The organism is Pseudomonas sp. WS 5411 (genome assembly GCF_012985595.1).
GTDB lineage: Bacteria > Pseudomonadota > Gammaproteobacteria > Pseudomonadales > Pseudomonadaceae > Aquipseudomonas > Aquipseudomonas shahriarae.
Genome location: NZ_JAARMC010000013.1, coordinates 14,544 through 29,986, shown reverse-complemented (window position 1 = coordinate 29,986; position 15,443 = coordinate 14,544). Strand labels below are relative to the sequence as shown.

The 15,443-nt window shown below is 59.1% G+C and carries 18 protein-coding genes and 1 tRNA gene; 8 read left to right on the top strand and 11 right to left on the bottom strand.

Features of this window, described 5'->3' with window-relative positions:
- Positions 1–17: 17 nt before the first annotated feature.
- From iscR to trmJ, 3 genes are all read right to left on the bottom strand, one after another.
- A complete protein-coding gene (gene iscR, locus HBR93_RS18000) occupies positions 18–509 on the bottom strand; it encodes a Fe-S cluster assembly transcriptional regulator IscR (RefSeq protein WP_038446306.1) in 492 nt (163 codons plus the stop codon).
- A gap of 299 nt (positions 510–808) precedes the next feature.
- Positions 809–1,594 (bottom strand): serine O-acetyltransferase, encoded by a 786-nt coding sequence (cysE, locus tag HBR93_RS17995; RefSeq protein ID WP_057960569.1) that lies wholly within the window; start codon positions 1,592–1,594, stop codon positions 809–811.
- Between the two features lie 2 nt (positions 1,595–1,596).
- Entirely contained in the window at positions 1,597–2,367 is a 771-nt protein-coding gene (gene trmJ, locus HBR93_RS17990) for a tRNA (cytosine(32)/uridine(32)-2'-O)-methyltransferase TrmJ (protein WP_057437929.1), read from the bottom strand.
- Between the two features lie 145 nt (positions 2,368–2,512).
- On the opposite strand from trmJ, the gene suhB reads away from it, so the two are divergent.
- Positions 2,513–3,328 (top strand): inositol-phosphate phosphatase, encoded by an 816-nt coding sequence (gene suhB / locus HBR93_RS17985; RefSeq protein WP_003175971.1) that lies wholly within the window; start codon positions 2,513–2,515, stop codon positions 3,326–3,328.
- A gap of 203 nt (positions 3,329–3,531) precedes the next feature.
- On the opposite strand, the gene HBR93_RS17980 is transcribed toward suhB, so the two are convergent.
- From HBR93_RS17980 to queA, 6 genes are all read right to left on the bottom strand, one after another.
- Positions 3,532–4,074, bottom strand: coding sequence for a glycine zipper 2TM domain-containing protein (locus HBR93_RS17980; RefSeq protein WP_029298576.1), 543 nt, complete (start codon positions 4,072–4,074; stop codon positions 3,532–3,534).
- A gap of 123 nt (positions 4,075–4,197) precedes the next feature.
- Positions 4,198–5,112 carry a protein translocase subunit SecF gene (secF, locus tag HBR93_RS17975; protein WP_057437925.1) on the bottom strand — a complete coding sequence of 305 codons (915 nt, stop codon included), beginning with the start codon at positions 5,110–5,112 and terminating at the stop codon, positions 4,198–4,200.
- Between the two features lie 9 nt (positions 5,113–5,121).
- A complete protein-coding gene (secD, locus tag HBR93_RS17970; protein ID WP_057437923.1) occupies positions 5,122–6,990 on the bottom strand; it encodes a protein translocase subunit SecD in 1,869 nt (622 codons plus the stop codon).
- 62 nt (positions 6,991–7,052) lie between these two features.
- Positions 7,053–7,391 (bottom strand): preprotein translocase subunit YajC, encoded by a 339-nt coding sequence (yajC, locus tag HBR93_RS17965; protein ID WP_003175975.1) that lies wholly within the window; start codon positions 7,389–7,391, stop codon positions 7,053–7,055.
- 43 nt (positions 7,392–7,434) lie between these two features.
- A complete protein-coding gene (gene tgt / locus HBR93_RS17960) occupies positions 7,435–8,550 on the bottom strand; it encodes a tRNA guanosine(34) transglycosylase Tgt (protein WP_032858353.1) in 1,116 nt (371 codons plus the stop codon).
- 5 nt (positions 8,551–8,555) lie between these two features.
- Positions 8,556–9,605 (bottom strand): tRNA preQ1(34) S-adenosylmethionine ribosyltransferase-isomerase QueA, encoded by a 1,050-nt coding sequence (gene queA / locus HBR93_RS17955; protein WP_057437921.1) that lies wholly within the window; start codon positions 9,603–9,605, stop codon positions 8,556–8,558.
- 108 nt (positions 9,606–9,713) lie between these two features.
- Here queA and HBR93_RS17950 point away from each other — a divergent pair.
- The 5 genes from HBR93_RS17950 (at position 9,714) to HBR93_RS17930 (ending at position 11,691) form a co-directional block, all read left to right on the top strand.
- Positions 9,714–9,798 (top strand) — tRNA-Leu (locus tag HBR93_RS17950).
- Positions 9,799–9,892: 94 nt separating this feature from the next.
- Positions 9,893–10,222 (top strand): hypothetical protein, encoded by a 330-nt coding sequence (locus HBR93_RS17945; RefSeq protein WP_057437918.1) that lies wholly within the window; start codon positions 9,893–9,895, stop codon positions 10,220–10,222.
- Between the two features lie 34 nt (positions 10,223–10,256).
- The gene (locus tag HBR93_RS17940; RefSeq protein ID WP_057437917.1) at positions 10,257–10,628 is read left to right on the top strand and encodes a PH domain-containing protein; all 372 of its coding nucleotides are present in this window, start codon (positions 10,257–10,259) and stop codon (positions 10,626–10,628) included.
- A gap of 328 nt (positions 10,629–10,956) precedes the next feature.
- On the top strand, positions 10,957–11,436 hold the full coding sequence (locus tag HBR93_RS17935; RefSeq protein ID WP_057437915.1) for a hypothetical protein: 480 nt from the start codon (positions 10,957–10,959) through the stop codon (positions 11,434–11,436).
- 12 nt (positions 11,437–11,448) lie between these two features.
- A complete protein-coding gene (locus HBR93_RS17930; protein WP_115127478.1) occupies positions 11,449–11,691 on the top strand; it encodes a hypothetical protein in 243 nt (80 codons plus the stop codon).
- Between the two features lie 212 nt (positions 11,692–11,903).
- On the opposite strand, the gene HBR93_RS27030 is transcribed toward HBR93_RS17930, so the two are convergent.
- Both HBR93_RS27030 and HBR93_RS17925 read right to left on the bottom strand, forming a co-directional pair.
- Complete coding sequence (locus tag HBR93_RS27030; RefSeq protein WP_262377323.1) at positions 11,904–12,131, bottom strand: hypothetical protein; 228 nt, start codon at positions 12,129–12,131, stop codon at positions 11,904–11,906.
- On the bottom strand, positions 12,128–12,640 hold the full coding sequence (locus HBR93_RS17925; protein ID WP_169960775.1) for a type VI secretion system amidase effector protein Tae4: 513 nt from the start codon (positions 12,638–12,640) through the stop codon (positions 12,128–12,130). The genes HBR93_RS27030 and HBR93_RS17925 overlap by 4 nt, the downstream gene beginning before the upstream one ends.
- Before the next feature lie 314 nt (positions 12,641–12,954).
- Here HBR93_RS17925 and psrA point away from each other — a divergent pair, with 314 nt between their 5' ends.
- Together psrA and HBR93_RS17915 are read left to right on the top strand one after the other, a co-directional pair.
- Entirely contained in the window at positions 12,955–14,046 is a 1,092-nt protein-coding gene (gene psrA, locus HBR93_RS17920) for an iron-containing alcohol dehydrogenase PsrA (protein WP_115127475.1), read from the top strand.
- Positions 14,047–14,138: 92 nt separating this feature from the next.
- Complete coding sequence (locus tag HBR93_RS17915; protein ID WP_057437908.1) at positions 14,139–15,434, top strand: MFS transporter; 1,296 nt, start codon at positions 14,139–14,141, stop codon at positions 15,432–15,434.
- Positions 15,435–15,443: the final 9 nt, after the last annotated feature.

Below are 15,443 nucleotides of genomic sequence, written 5' to 3'. Positions count from 1 at the left end.
CGTTAGCTCTTCGGCTGTCACTCGACGGCGGACGCTTCAATCTTGTCCAGACGCGGCACCTTGGTGTTGCATCGGCGCTGGTCCTGACGCTGGGCTACTTCCTGCACCTCACGGCGAGTCACAAGATCAGCCAAGCTGATACCACTCAAAAACTCATGGATCTGCAGGCTCAGGTCACACCACAAGTGGTGTGTCAGGCAGGTGTCGCCGGCATGGCAATCACCCAGACCCTGGCATTTGGTAGCATCGACGGACTCATTGACCGCGTCGATCACCTGGGCCACCTGGATGCCCTGCATATCGCGGGACAACTGATAACCGCCACCCGGGCCACGCACACTGGAAACCAGGTTGCTGCGGCGCAGCTTGGCGAACAGCTGCTCAAGGTAAGACAGGGAAATGCCTTGGCGCTCGGAGATATCGGCCAGGGACACCGGCCCGTTTTGCGCGTGCAGGGCCAGATCGAGCATGGCGGTCACCGCATATCGGCCTTTTGTAGTCAGTCTCATGGACAAGTACCAAGGTGTTTCAGAATGGGAGCAAGTATGCGATTCCCGAGTATTTAAGTCAACTATAAGACCTAGTACTTTAGTCAGGAATACCCGTAAAAAGGGCGCGCGAATCATAGCAGGATGGGGTGGGATCGAACAGCAGGAACAGGGCCAGGGCTCAATCTCAAGACCAATGGAGATCAAATGGGGGAGCTGGCTTGCCTGCGATAGGGGCGGATCAGCAGCTCAAGGGGTGACTGGCAGACTGCTATCGCAGGCAAGCCAGCCCCCACAGGGCATTTTATCGGACTTAAAACCTAACCAGCCTTGGTGGCACCGGCCTCATCCTTGATCTCGGCGAAGTCTTCTTCGCGCAACTCAGGGAGATCTTTCGCACAGTAAGGACTACCCAGATCCTTCAGCGCGCCGCACATGCCATCCAGCTTGCCATCCACCGCCTGCAGGTGGTCGAGCAACTGGCCGATGGCGCGAGCCACCGGGTCCGGCATGTCTTCGCTGACGCCATAGGCGTCGAAGCCGATCTTCTCGGCCATGGCCTTGCGCTTGGCCTCCTGCTCATCGCCGACTTCCGGCTTGACGATGATCCGCCCAGGAATGCCCACCACGGTTGCGCCCGGAGGCACCGCCTTGGTCACCACCGCATTGGAACCAACCTTGGCACCGGCACCCACGGTAAACGGACCCAACACCTTGGCGCCCGCCCCCACCACTACGCCGTTTTCCAGGGTTGGGTGACGCTTACCCTTGTTCCAGGTGGTACCGCCCAGCGTCACGCCTTGATACAGGGTCACGTCATCACCAATTTCGGCGGTCTCACCAATAACGATGCCCATGCCGTGATCGATGAAGAAGCGACGACCGACCTTGGCCCCTGGATGAATCTCGATCCCGGTCAGCCAACGACCAAAGTTCGACACCAGCCGCGCCAGCCACTTCCAGCCCATGCCCCACAAGGCACCGGACAAGCGGTGAATCCAGATCGCGTGCATGCCCGGGTAGCAGGTCAGCACTTCAAAGGCGTTGCGCGCCGCCGGGTCACGGTGGAAAACACTCTGGATATCTTCTCGCAAACGCTCGAACATTTTTAATCCTTCCGCTTAAGAAGCTCGCCACGGGCCGCTTTCTGGGTTTCCGTGAGGATGCCACGCAATATATTCATCTCTGCCCGGCTGACCGAGCTGCGCCCATAAAGCCGGCGCAGGCGCGCCATCAAGTGCCGCGGCTTTTCCGGATCAAGGAATTCGATGGCCACCAGGGTTTGCTCCAGGTGTTCATAGAACCGCTCCAGCTCATCCATGGTGGCCAATTCACCACTTTTGGTGGATGCAACCTCATCCTTCTCCATCTTGCTCGGCTGGCCTTGTGCTGCCAGCCAGGCCATGCGCACTTCATAACTCAACACCTGCACGGCTGCCCCGAGGTTCAGCGAGCTGAATTCAGGGTCTGATGGAATGTGCACGTGATAATGACATCGCTGCAGCTCGTCATTGGTCAGGCCGGAGTCTTCACGGCCAAATACCAGAGCGATTTCAGCACCGCCAGCAGCCTCTTCGACCACTTTGGTCCCGCACTCGCGGGGATCGAGCAGCGGCCAGGGGATGCGCCGGTCACGAGCACTGGTGCCGAGCACCAGGTTGCAACCGACCAGGGCGTCTTCCAGGGTGGCGACGACCTGGGCTTTTTCCAGGATGTCATTGGCGCCTGAGGCACGAGCGTCGGCTTCGTGGTGCGGGAACACCCGTGGCTCCACCAGCACCAGGCGCGTCAGCCCCATGTTTTTCATGGCCCGCGCCACCCCGCCGATATTGCCGGGGTGACTGGTATTGACGAGGACGACACGAATGTTTTGCAGCAAGGGAGGCGCTCTCGGACATGGGAAAGGGGGGCAAATATTACAGAACAGCCTAAGGTTATGCCATGAAAGCGAACGTCGCCCTTCACCTGAAGAAAGTTTCTGCTAGAATGCCCGGCTTTCTTTAACAACCTTAGGTGACACATCCATGCAGCCCATGCTGAATATCGCGCTGCGCGCCGCCCGCAGCGCCAGTGAATTGATCTTCCGCTCCATCGAGCGCCTGGATACCATCAAGGTCGACGAAAAAGACGCCAAGGATTATGTATCCGAGGTGGATCGCGCCGCCGAACAGAAAATCATCGACGCCCTGCGCAAGGCCTACCCTACCCACGGCATCCTCGGTGAAGAAACCGGCCTGCACAAAGGTAGCGGCGAAGGCGAAGACTACCTGTGGATCATCGACCCACTGGACGGTACCACCAACTTCCTGCGCGGCATCCCACACTTTGCCGTGAGCATTGCCTGCAAATACCGTGGCCGCCTGGAACACGCCGTCGTGCTGGACCCGGTTCGCCAGGAAGAATTCACCGCCAGCCGCGGCCGTGGCGCCCAGTTGAACGGTCGTCGCCTGCGTGTCAGCGGTCGCACCAGCCTGGACGGCGCCCTGCTGGGCACCGGCTTCCCGTTCCGTGACGACCAGATGGACAACCTGGAAAACTACCTGGGCATGTTCCGCGCCCTGGTTGGCCAGACTGCCGGCATCCGCCGCGCCGGCGCCGCCAGCCTGGACCTGGCATACGTTGCCGCCGGTCGTTTTGATGCGTTCTGGGAGTCGGGCCTGTCCGAGTGGGACATGGCCGCAGGCGCCCTGCTGATTCAAGAAGCCGGCGGCCTGGTGAGCGACTTCACCGGCGGTCACGACTTCCTGGAGAAGGGTCACGTGGTAGCAGGCAACACCAAATGCTTCAAGGCAGTCCTGACGGCGATCCAGCCGCACCTGCCGGCTTCGCTGAAGCGTTAAGCGAGCGAGCACAAAAAAGCACCCCTCGGGGTGCTTTTTTTATGCCTGGGATTTGGGCATGCCTCGCTTTCAGCGACAACACAAATCAAATGTGGGAGCGGGCTTGCCCGCGATAGCGGAGTGCCTGGTTAGACACATTTGACTGATTCACCGCCATCGCGGGCAAGCCCGCTCCCACATTTTGAGCTGCGCCAGGCTTGGGATTACTGTTGATTTTGGCCCAAGATCAAACGCCCTTCTTTATCCACTGGGATCTGGCTACCCGGATCGCGCTCCATGCGCACCGATCCTTCCTTGCCATCCAGGTTGTAACGCACGTCATACCCGACAACCTTGTCGCTGATATCGTTGACGGTATTACAGCGCGTCTGGGTGGTGGTGTAGGTATCACGGTTCTGCATGCCTTCCTGAACCTTGTTACCGGCATAACCACCACCGACTGCGCCGGCTACGGTGGCAATCTTCTTGCCTGTACCGCCACCGATCTGGTTACCCAGGAGGCCACCTGCCAGGGCGCCGACCACGGTACCGGCGATTTGATGCTGATCCTGCACCGGACGCTGCCGGGTTACGGTGACGTCCTTGCAGACCTCACGCGGGGTTTTGATCTGGGTCTTGACCGGCTGCACTGCCAGCACTTGCGCATACTCAGGGCCGCTTTTTACCAGGCTGTAGGTGGCGACAGCACCCCCGGCAGTCACACCGACAGCACCCAATACCGCACCAACCAGTAACGACTTGTTCACGTGAACCTCCTGACCATCACAAGCGGACTGAAACGTCCGCGCTATACCCAGCCTTGGAGCAAAAAAAAAGGCGCGAGTTCAATACTCGCGCCTTCTTTGTAACAGCCGATCAACAAGCACCCATCAAGGGCGGTCGTCGATCTCCTTGTCTGTCGCAACAGGAGGAATCAGGTCTTCGCTGTTGAGGTTCAGCCAGATCAGCACCACGTTGGCGATGTAGATCGACGAGTAGGTACCTGCCAGGACGCCGATGAACAGCGCCAGGGAGAAGCCCCACAGGTTGTCGCCACCGAAGATCATCAGCGCGGCAATCGCCAGCAAGGTGGAGATCGACGTCGCCATGGTACGCAGCAGGGTCTGGGTGGTGGAGATGTTGATGTTCTCGATCAACGTCGCCTTGCGCAGCACCCGAAAGTTCTCGCGAACCCGGTCGAATACCACGATGGTGTCGTTCAAAGAGTAACCAATGATCGCCAGCACCGCCGCCAATACCGTCAGGTCGAAGGTGATCTGGAAGTACGCCAGGATCCCCACGGTCACGATCACGTCGTGGATCAGCGAGACAATGGCACCGACGCCAAACTTCCACTGAAAGCGGAACGCCAGGTAGACCATGATGCCGGCCAGCGCCATCAGCATGCCGAGGCCGCCCTGGTCGCGCAGCTCTTCACCCACCTGCGGGCCGACGAACTCGACGCGCTTGACCGAAGCCGGGTTGTCGCCACCGACCTTGAGCAAGGCCTCGGCCACCTGGTGACCCAGTTGCGGGTCTTCACCGGGCATCCGCACCAGCAGGTCGGTGGTCGCACCAAAGCTCTGCACGATCGCCTCGTTATACCCGGCCTCGTTCAGCTGGGCACGCACCTTGGTGACGTCGGCCGGTTTCTCGTAGGTCAGCTCGATGAGCGTACCGCCGGTGAAGTCCAGGCCGTAGTTCAACCCCTTATGGAACCAGCTGAACAGCGCCAGGACGGTAAGGAGCACAGTGACGCCGAACGCAACGTTGCGAACGCCCATGAAGTTGATTGTACGTAACATGGCAGCCCCTTAAATCCACAACTTCTTGAAGTCACGCCCGCCAAAGATCAGGTTGACCATTGCGCGGGTCACCAAAATGGCCGTGAACATCGAGGTAAAGATACCGAGGGACATGGTCACCGCAAAACCCTTGACCGGGCCGGTGCCCATGGCAAAGAGAATCCCGCCGACCAGCAATGTGGTCAGGTTGGAGTCGAGAATCGCGGTAAATGCCCGGCCGAAGCCTTCGTTGATTGCCCGCTGCACGCTCATGCCCGCCGCGATCTCTTCACGAATCCGCGAGAAGATCAGCACGTTGGCGTCTACCGCCATACCCATGGTCAGCACGATACCGGCGATACCCGGCAGGGTCAGTGTAGCCCCCAGCAGCGACATCAGGGCCAGCAGCATCACCATGTTGCCCGCCAGGGCTACGGTGGCGATGACGCCGAAGAAGCGGTAGATGGCAATGATGAACAGCGAAACGAACAGCATGCCCCACAGCGCCGCATCGACACCCTTGGTGATGTTGTCAGCACCCAGGCTTGGGCCAATGGTGCGCTCCTCGGCGAAGTACATCGGTGCGGCCAGGCCACCGGCACGCAACAGCAGCGCCAGTTCGGAAGACTCACCCTGGCCGTTCAGGCCGGTGATGCGGAATTGAGCACCCAGAGGCGACTGGATGGTCGCCAGACTGATGATCTTCTTCTCTTCCTTGAAGGTCTGTACCGCCACGTCTTTCTCGACGCCATTGACCATTTGCTTGGTGTAGGTGGTCACCGGGCGTTGCTCGATGAAGATCACCGCCATGCTGCGACCGACGTTGCTGCGCGTGGCGCGGTTCATCAGTTCGCCACCATGACCATCCAGACGGATGTTCACTTCAGGCGTGCCGTGCTCGCCGAAACCAGCCTTGGCATCCGTCACCTGGTCACCGGTGATGATCAGGCTACGCTCGATCTGCGCAGCCGGGCGGTTGCCCTCGCGGAACTCGAAGGTTTCGGAAGTGGCCTTGGAAGCACCCGGCTCTGCCGCCAGGCGGAACTCCAGGTTGGCAGTCTTGCCGAGGATGCGCTTGGCTTCAGCAGTATCCTGCACGCCCGGCAGCTCAACCACGATGCGGTTGGCACCCTGACGCTGAACCAGAGGCTCGGCCACACCCAGCTCGTTGACGCGGTTACGTACCGTGGTCAAGTTCTGTTTGATGGAGTATTCACGGATTTCCGCCAGCTTGGCCGGGGTCATCGCCAGACGCAGTACCGCCTGACCATTGAGGTCGGCCGGAACAATGTCGAAATCGTTGAAGCTTTTGCGGATCAGTGCACGGGCCTGTTCGCGGCTTGCTTCGTCAGCAAAACCCAGCTGGATGGCACCATTGAGCTGCGGCAGGCTGCGATAACGCAGGCGCTCTTTACGCAGCAGGCTCTTCACATCGCCTTCGTAGACTTTCATGCGTGCGTCGAGGGCTTTGTCCATGTCCACTTCCAACAGGAAGTGCACACCACCGGACAAGTCCAGACCCAGCTTCATGGGATGCGCGCCAATGCTGCTCAACCATTTTGGCGTGGTCTGAGCCAGGTTCAGTGCAACGACGTAGTCATCACCCATGACCTTGCGCACAACATCCTTGGCCGGCAATTGGTCTTCTTGCTTGGTCAGGCGCAGCAAACCGCCCTTCGCATCAGCTGCCAATGTTGCCGCTTTAACCTGGATACCCGCGTCGATGAGCGCCTTGCTCGCACGGTCCAGGTCAGCCTGATTGACCTGCAGCGAAGTGCTGGCACCGGTGATCTGGATCGCCGGGTCATCAGGATAGAGATTGGGAGCGGAATAAATAAAGCCGATCGCCAGCACCGCCAGGATCAGTACGTATTTCCACAGAGGGTATTTGTTCAGCATCACGCCGCCCGCTTATGACGCGGGGCGCCTTGCGCGCCCCGTCGATTGGTAAAAGTTGTTACTCAGATCGCTTTGAGCGTGCCTTTTGGCAGCGTGGCGGCGATGGCGCCTTTCTGGAACTTCATTTCAACGGTGTCGGAGACTTCCAGTACCACGAAAGCATCGGAAACCTTGGTGATCTTGCCAGCGATACCGCCGGTGGTGACCACTTCGTCGCCTTTTTGCAGGCTACCCAGCAGGTTTTTCTGCTCTTTGGCGCGCTTGGCCTGTGGGCGCCAGATCATCAGGTAGAAGATGACCAGGAAGCCGACCAGGAAAATCCACTCGAAACCACCGCCCATAGGACCGGCAGCGGCCGGTGCAGCGGCGTCAGCCATAGCGTTAGAGATAAAAAAGCTCATTTAGCACTCCAGTTGCAAATAGTGAATCTTAGGGTCGGGAAACTCAGTCCAAGGGCGGCACGGGCAGCCCGCGCTTGGCATAGAAGGCATCGACAAAGGCGGCCAATGTACCCTGTTGAATAGCCTCGCGCAAACCAGCCATCAGGACTTGGTAGTGACGCAAATTGTGGATGGTATTCAACATGCTACCCAGCATTTCCCCGCATTTGTCCAGATGGTGCAGATAAGCACGGGAGAAGTTCTGGCAGGTGTAGCAATCACAGGTGGGATCCAGCGGCGAATCATCATGGCGATGGAACGCGTTACGGATCTTCAGCACGCCTGTATCAATGAACAGATGCCCATTGCGGGCATTACGGGTTGGCATCACGCAATCGAACATGTCCACACCGCGGCGCACACCCTCTACGAGATCTTCTGGTTTGCCAACGCCCATAAGGTAACGAGGTTTGTCAGAAGGCATCAGGCCTGGCAGGTAGTCCAGCACCTTGATCATTTCATGCTTGGGCTCGCCCACCGACAGACCGCCAATGGCCAGGCCGTCGAAGCCGATCTTGTCCAGGCCTTCCAGCGAGCGCTTGCGCAGGCTTTCGTGCATACCGCCCTGGACGATACCGAACAACGCCGCCGTGTTGTCGCCGTGGGCATTCTTCGAGCGCTGGGCCCAGCGCAACGACAGCTCCATGGAGATCCGCGCCACGTCTTCATCGGCCGGGTACGGCGTGCACTCGTCAAAAATCATCACAATGTCGGAGCCCAGGTCACGCTGGACCTGCATCGACTCTTCCGGGCCCATGAACACCTTGGAACCGTCCACCGGCGAGGCGAAGGTCACGCCCTCCTCCTTGATCTTGCGCATGGCGCCCAGGCTGAACACCTGGAAACCACCGGAGTCAGTCAGGATCGGGCCTTGCCACTTCATGAAGTCATGCAGGTCGCCGTGCTTCTTGATCACTTCCGTGCCCGGGCGCAGCCACAGGTGGAAGGTGTTGCCAAGGATGATCTCGGCGCCGGTGGCGACGATGTCACGCGGCAGCATGCCCTTGACCGTGCCGTAGGTGCCGACCGGCATGAACGCCGGGGTCTCCACAGTACCGCGAGGGAAGGTCAGGCGGCCGCGACGGGCCTTGCCGTCGGTGGCCAATAACTCAAACGACATACGACTCATAGTTGTTCCTCTGGGCCGCGCGGCGCCGGATTACGGGTGATAAACATCGCATCACCGTAGCTGAAAAAACGGTATCCATTGTCAATGGCGGCGTTATACGCGGCCATTGTTTCGGGATAACCCGCGAAGGCCGACACCAGCATCAACAGCGTGGATTCCGGCAAATGGAAGTTGGTGACCAGGCAGTCGACCACATGAAACGGCCGGCCTGGGTAGATAAAGATGTCGGTGTCGCCACTGAACGGCTTGAGCACGCCATCGCGCGCCGCGCTCTCCAGGGAGCGCACGCTGGTGGTGCCCACTGCGACCACCCGCCCACCGCGCGCCTTGCAGGCGTTGACCGCGTCCACCACGGCCTGGCTGACTTCCAGCCATTCGCTGTGCATATGGTGATCTTCGATGTTCTCCACACGCACCGGCTGAAACGTCCCGGCCCCCACGTGCAGGGTCACATAGGCAGTCTCGACACCCTTGGCGGCAATCGCATCCAGCAGCGGCTGGTCAAAATGCAACCCGGCCGTCGGCGCGGCGACGGCACCGAGGCGTTCGGAGTAAACCGTCTGATAGCGCTCGCGGTCCGAGTCTTCATCGGGACGGTCTATATAAGGAGGCAACGGCATATGGCCGACACGCTCCAGCAGCGGCAACACTTCCTCGGCAAACTTGAGCTCGAACAGCGCGTCATGGCGCGCGACCATCTCGGCCTCGCCACCGCCATCAATCAGAATGCTCGACCCCGGTTTCGGCGACTTGCTGGAGCGCACATGGGCCAGCACACGATGGCTGTCCAGCACCCGCTCGACGAGAATTTCCAGCTTGCCGCCGGAAGCTTTCTGGCCAAACAGCCGCGCCGGAATCACCCGGGTATTGTTGAAGACCATCAAATCGCCTGGGCGCAAATGCTCAAGCAAATCAGTGAATTGACGGTGTGCAAGGGCACCGCTGACCCCGTCCAGGGTCAACAGTCGGCTGGCGCGACGCTCGGCCAAAGGGTGGCGGGCGATCAGCGAATCCGGGAGTTCAAAAGTAAAGTCAGCAACGCGCATGATGGGGTTCGTCTAGCAGGGCCGGGAAGTCTAGCGGAAATAGTGAAAATAGACCATGAAACGTGATTGACCAACGGTAATCACCTCTCTATACTTCGCCGCCATTGAGCCCTGATGGCGGAATTGGTAGACGCGGCGGATTCAAAATCCGTTTTCGAAAGGAGTGGGAGTTCGAGTCTCCCTCGGGGCACCATCTTAAAAAAAGACCTTGAAATTCAAGGTCTTTTTTTTCGCCTGTAGAAAAGTGATCATCGCCCACCGCACCAGACAGTAGAGGTACCAGGACCATGGAATTGACACTCGAAGCCGTTGCTCTGTTCGCCCTCAAACTGGTGCATGAGACGGAAGATGGCAGCCCGATCCTGCGCGACGATCTGGTCATGGATGGGTATGAGCGGGAGGTGTTTGGGTTGTTGGTGCGCACTGGCGACCTGACAACTATCCAACGCAAGTTGGATGAATGCATGAAGTTGGCCCTGGAGACGTTGGGGGGTGCCAACACGGTCATGGGCCGTGAGCTGCAAAAGCTGGCGGCTGAAGTCCAGCAAGCCTCGACGCTGGAGGAACTAAAGACCCCGCTCGACGCACTTATGGACTACCTCAAGGCCATCTTGTAACGCACCCTCCCTGCCCCACCACAAGGACCGCCCAATGATCGACTTCAACAACAAAGGCTTCTTCAAGCTCAAGCAAAACAATGAATACGCCGAACGCGTTGCATCCCTGCTGCTCGATGACGAACAGGTAGTAGATGCCTACAAAGCCATGCGCGACGGCGTGGTGTTTACCACCAAGCGCATCATCGCCGTGAACGTGCAAGGCATCACCGGCAGTAAGAAGGACTTCACTTCCCTGCCGTACAAAAACATTGTCGCGTACTCGGTGGAAACCTCCGGCACGTTCGACCTGGATTCGGAGTTGGAGATCTACTTCTCTTCATTGGGCAAAGTGAAGTTCGAGTTCACGGGCAAGACCTCGATGGTGGAAATCTCCAGGCTGATTTCCAAACACCTGCTGGGTTGATCGGCCGGTAAAAACCAAGGTCTTTTTACCGCAAGCCGTGTGATTCAGCGGCTGTACGCCATCAAGTGTGGGAGCTGGCTTGCCTGCGATAGCGCCCACCCCGGCACCATCGAACTACCCGTCTACAGCAACTCTCTCACCCCGCGCTCCAGTCCTTCCTCGGTCAACCATACCGATTTGTTCCGGTTCACCGGATCACAGATGCCCCCCTGCTCATGCAATCAGCACCTTACGGCGGGCAACGCACCTTGCCAGGCAGGTGAAATGATTTGAATCCAGCGCGCGCCTTCTAGACAATCCCCACCTTTGGCTCGAAAGGATGCGTGCAATGAAGTTCGAAGGGACTTTCCAATACATGGGCAATCACGGGATCGTGTTCAACGTCTCGCAGATCACCCTCACCGACAGCGAGCGCGGACGCTTGGGCGAGCTGCATTTTGGTGAAGCGAAAAGCGCCCACTATGAGGTCAACCGCAAGGTCGTCGAGGTGTACGACAAGATGCTGGCCAAGAACCTGCCGTGCCTGATGATGATCGGCATCTCCAAGCCGCTGACCCGGCAACAGGGCGATGTTCTCAATGCCCAACGCACCAAGATCGCTAACCTCGCGGCCTCGGCCTTCGCTGGCGCCACCTCTTATGTAGCCTCCCCCTACGTGGGTGCCCCTGTCGGCGCCGGTGTGCGCATGTATGTGAATGAAACCCTGCCCACCTATCATGCAGGCGACATACTGGTCAGCATCGAGGCGCAGGTGAATGGCGGCATCGGCCCACAACGTAGCGCCTCGACACTGATCATCAAGACCTGACGGGAGAAACACATGTCTGACATTACCCAGTTGGTCATTGCCCTGGTGCTGTTCTTTCTGCTCGATCGGTTTCTGAAGCCGTACCCACTTCGCAAATGGCTAGGGGTGCTGCTGGTAGCGATCGGAGCGGTCGGCTGCGTGGCTGCAAGCCAAATCCGTTTGTTTGGGTTTGACCTGGGGCTGCTGTCGATCTTTGCCGTTGCACTGGGGGTGGGGTTGTTCCTGAAGCGGCGGCGGTTCGAACAGAGGGGGTGAAGGTGGCAGGAATTTGCGCTGATTAGCGCCCCAAAGCCCCAGTAGTAAAAGGGGACGGACTTGTTTGAAAATAGATCCGTGCCCTTTTCCTGATCAGGATGCAGCACTGCAGATCGGGATTGCCTGCCAATCAACGAATACATTTATTCCCAGCGGGGCCTGAAGTATTCAGGAGCAAGCCAAAAAAAAAAGGGGTTCCTAGAGCTGGGCTCCTACCCCCGAAGCAAACGCCGACGGAACCAAACAACTCCAACTAAGATTGAAACCCCAACTACCACCCCATTCCCTAACAACCAAATCCCAAAATTCCGACTCTGGTCCGCATCATTCTCGTAAAACGGCCCAAAGTAAGCCGAAGCCGCTACAACCAACCCGTTAAACACCGCAACCGCCACAGCCACCACCAACGCTACAAATAACACGCCCTTAACTATCGTCATAAAACCTTCCAAAACCAAATCTCCCTGGACTCGTGATAATCCGAGAACGTCCCCTCAATCGAAAACCCAAGTTGAATACGCGGGTAGCTCAACCAATCCGTCAACCGCCGCCCATTCCACAGATCAATGTGATCACCACTGCGATTGCCAAATGTCTCGCTCCCCCGGCGCCAAAAGTCCTTGAAGAAAATGATGCCTCGCTGCCCTTGCAGCTCATCCTCAAAACCTTCGGGTGTGACCTTTCTCATTCGTTGCAAGCCGGGAATGTTCGTACCGCTTAATGCTCTGGCCATTTCTTCTGCTGCCAGTACATGGCCCTCAGCCTTGGGATGCTGCCAACAATAGCGCACGCCTCTTGATTTGCTCAGATCAGCGCCTGATCTGCGCAGTGCAACACCAAGGTTGATCGCGCATTGATCACTGAAGTTTTTGGCACCGTTGGTCCGGCATGGCGCTGCGTCTCCATAGATCTGCGGGTGGTTTTTCCATAGGGAATCGAAAGTGAGCATTCCGCGTCTCCATCGCGTATTTTTCACGCAAAAGTAGCAAACGCAGTGCTGCCAAAGACGGGGCTACATGAAAACAGGAAAGATCCTACCAGTACGCAACGTTTAGGACAGAAAAGCAGCGGCGGTAAGCTTAGAGCTCGTATCGGCGTGGTCGTGGCAAAGACCCAACCACGCCAAGGCAGGCACTTGCCCTTGACCGTCCTACATCTCATATCGGCCCAGCCAATCCATCCCCCCAATCTATCGATTTGAGCTCTCCCCCACCCTCCCCGACTATTGGTGCCACTTCCAACAACAAAAACCAGGAACACGCCATGACTGCCCGATTCCATAACCCGGTAGACACCCGCTTCGGCTGGGGCTGCCTGCAAGACCTGGCCAGTATCACTGCGCAGCAGACCGTCGCCCTCGTCACCTTCCCGGAGGCCCGTGGCCTGGGCTTGGTCGAGCGGATCCAGGGATTGCTGGGCGAGCGTCTGGTGTATGTCGTCGAGGATGTGCAGCCCAATCCCGATGTCGCGCAATTGCGTGAAACCTACGAGCGCTTCTGGCTGCAAGCCGGGGATTGCGATGTGGTGCTGGCCGTCGGTGGCGGCAGTGCGATTGATACGGCCAAGGCGCTGATTGTCGGCACTGAGTCCGGGCAGTTCGATGAATTACTGGCATTGTTGGCGACCGGCCAACCGTTTGTGCCGGCGCACTGCAAAACCTTGATCGCTGCGCCGACCACGGCGGGCACCGGCAGTGAGGTGACGCCCTGGGCGACGATCTGGGATTCGGCCAGCCACAAGAAGTATTCCCTGCACCTGGATTGCACCTGGCCGAAGGTGGCGATTGTCGACCCACAGTTGATGCTGACCGTACCGGCCGGGGTCACGGTGTCGACGGGGCTGGACGCCTTGTCCCACGCGCTGGAGGCGATCTGGAACATCAATGCCAATCCGATTTCGGACACGTTCGCGGTATCGGCCATCGAGGACATCCTGGAATGCCTGCCACCGCTGCGGCGCGACCTCGGTAATCAGGAGTTGCGCTCGCGCATGGCCTTGGCCGCGCTCAAGGCCGGCCTGGCGTTTTCCAATACCAAGACTGCGCTAGCCCACTCCATTTCCTACGAGATGACCCTGCACCACGGCCTGCCCCATGGCATCGCCTGCTCCTTTACCTTGCCGCTGGTCCTTGGCTTGGCGTGGGGACATGACGCGGCGCGGGATCGCACCCTGCAACGGGTGTTCGGTGATGACCTGGACAAAGCCCAGACCCGGTTGCGCAACTTCCTGCATAGCCTGGAGGTAAAAACCGAGTTTGCCGATTACGGCGTCACGCCCACCGAGGCCGCCGCGATGATCCGCTTCGCCCTGCAAGGTGCACGCGGCAAAAACTTTATCGGTTCGAAAGCCGCCTAGGCTCAACGCAATTCAGTCTTTCCTCTTGCACCTGTAAAGGGTGCCACCCCGTCGCTGCGGCTTCGGGGGCGAATAACAATAAGGAAAACATCATGAATCGTGCACAAACCCTGCCTGCCCCTGCCGTTCGCTCGGCGTCGTTCCGTTTTGCCCAGTGGCGCATGCTGCTCGCGGCGATGTTTTGTTACCTGTTTTTCTACACTGGGCGCCAGACCTTCGGCTTCGCCATCCCGGGAATCCAGGCCGAGTTCGGCCTGACCAAGGAAGTGCTGGGCTGGATCTCGGCCGCCATGCTCTGGTCCTATGCCATCGGCCAGGCGATCAACGGCAACCTGGCCGATAAGTTCGGCGGACGGCGCATTATGACCCTGGGCGCGGTGCTGTCCTGTGGCGCCAACTGGGTCACCAGTTTTGCCAGTGGTTTTGCCGGGTTGATCCTGCCGTGGGGCATCAACGGTTACTTCCAGGCCCTGGGCTGGGCGCCGGGCAGTCGCTTGATCTCCAACTGGTGGAGCGCCAGCGAGCGCGGCCGGGTCTATGGCTTCTACGTGTTCGCCGCCGGCTGCGCGTCGGTGCTGTCCTATGTGACCTCCATCGTGGTGTTGGAGGTGCTGCAACTGGAATGGCGCTGGATCTTCCGCCTGCCGGTCCTGTTGATGTTGGCCGGGGGCATCCTGTTTTACCTGGTGGCCCGTGAGCGCCCGCAGGACCTGGGCTTCGAGCCCCTGGCCGATACCGGCGTGGCCAACGCCGAGGACAAGGGCCATGAAGTGGCCCACGGCGAAGAGGAAACCTCGGCCCAGCGCTACAAGGCAGTGCTGAAAAACGCGCGCCTGATCATTGCCGCCGTGTCCCTGGGTTTCCAGAACGCTGCACGCTACGGCCTGATCGTGTGGGTGCCGGTGCATTTCCTCGGCGCCAACTGGAAAAGCGGCGACAGCATGATCGATCCAAAGTGGATCACCGTCGCCCTGCCGGTGGGCATGGCCGTCGGCGCCCTGAGCAATGGCTGGGTGTCGGACAAGCTGTTCGGCTCCAAGCGCTACCTGGCGATCATGCTCTATATGTTCCTCGGCGCCGCGACCAGCCTGTGGATGTGGAGCCTGCCACCCCATAGCGCGATCGGCCTGGTGGCGCTGTTTCTCTGCGGGTTCTTTGTCTACGGCCCGGCGTCCAGCTTCTGGGCTTTGTGCCCGGACCTAGTGGGTGCCAAGCGCGCAGGCACGGCCACGGGTGTGATGAACTTCTCGTCTTATCTGTTCGCCGGCCTGGCAGAACCGCTGATCGGCAGTATGCTCGACAGTACCGGCAATACGTCGCTGATCTTCATCGTCGTCACCTCGGCCTGCCTGTGCAGCGCGGTGGTGGCCCTGTTTATCCGCCGTTGATGACCCGGC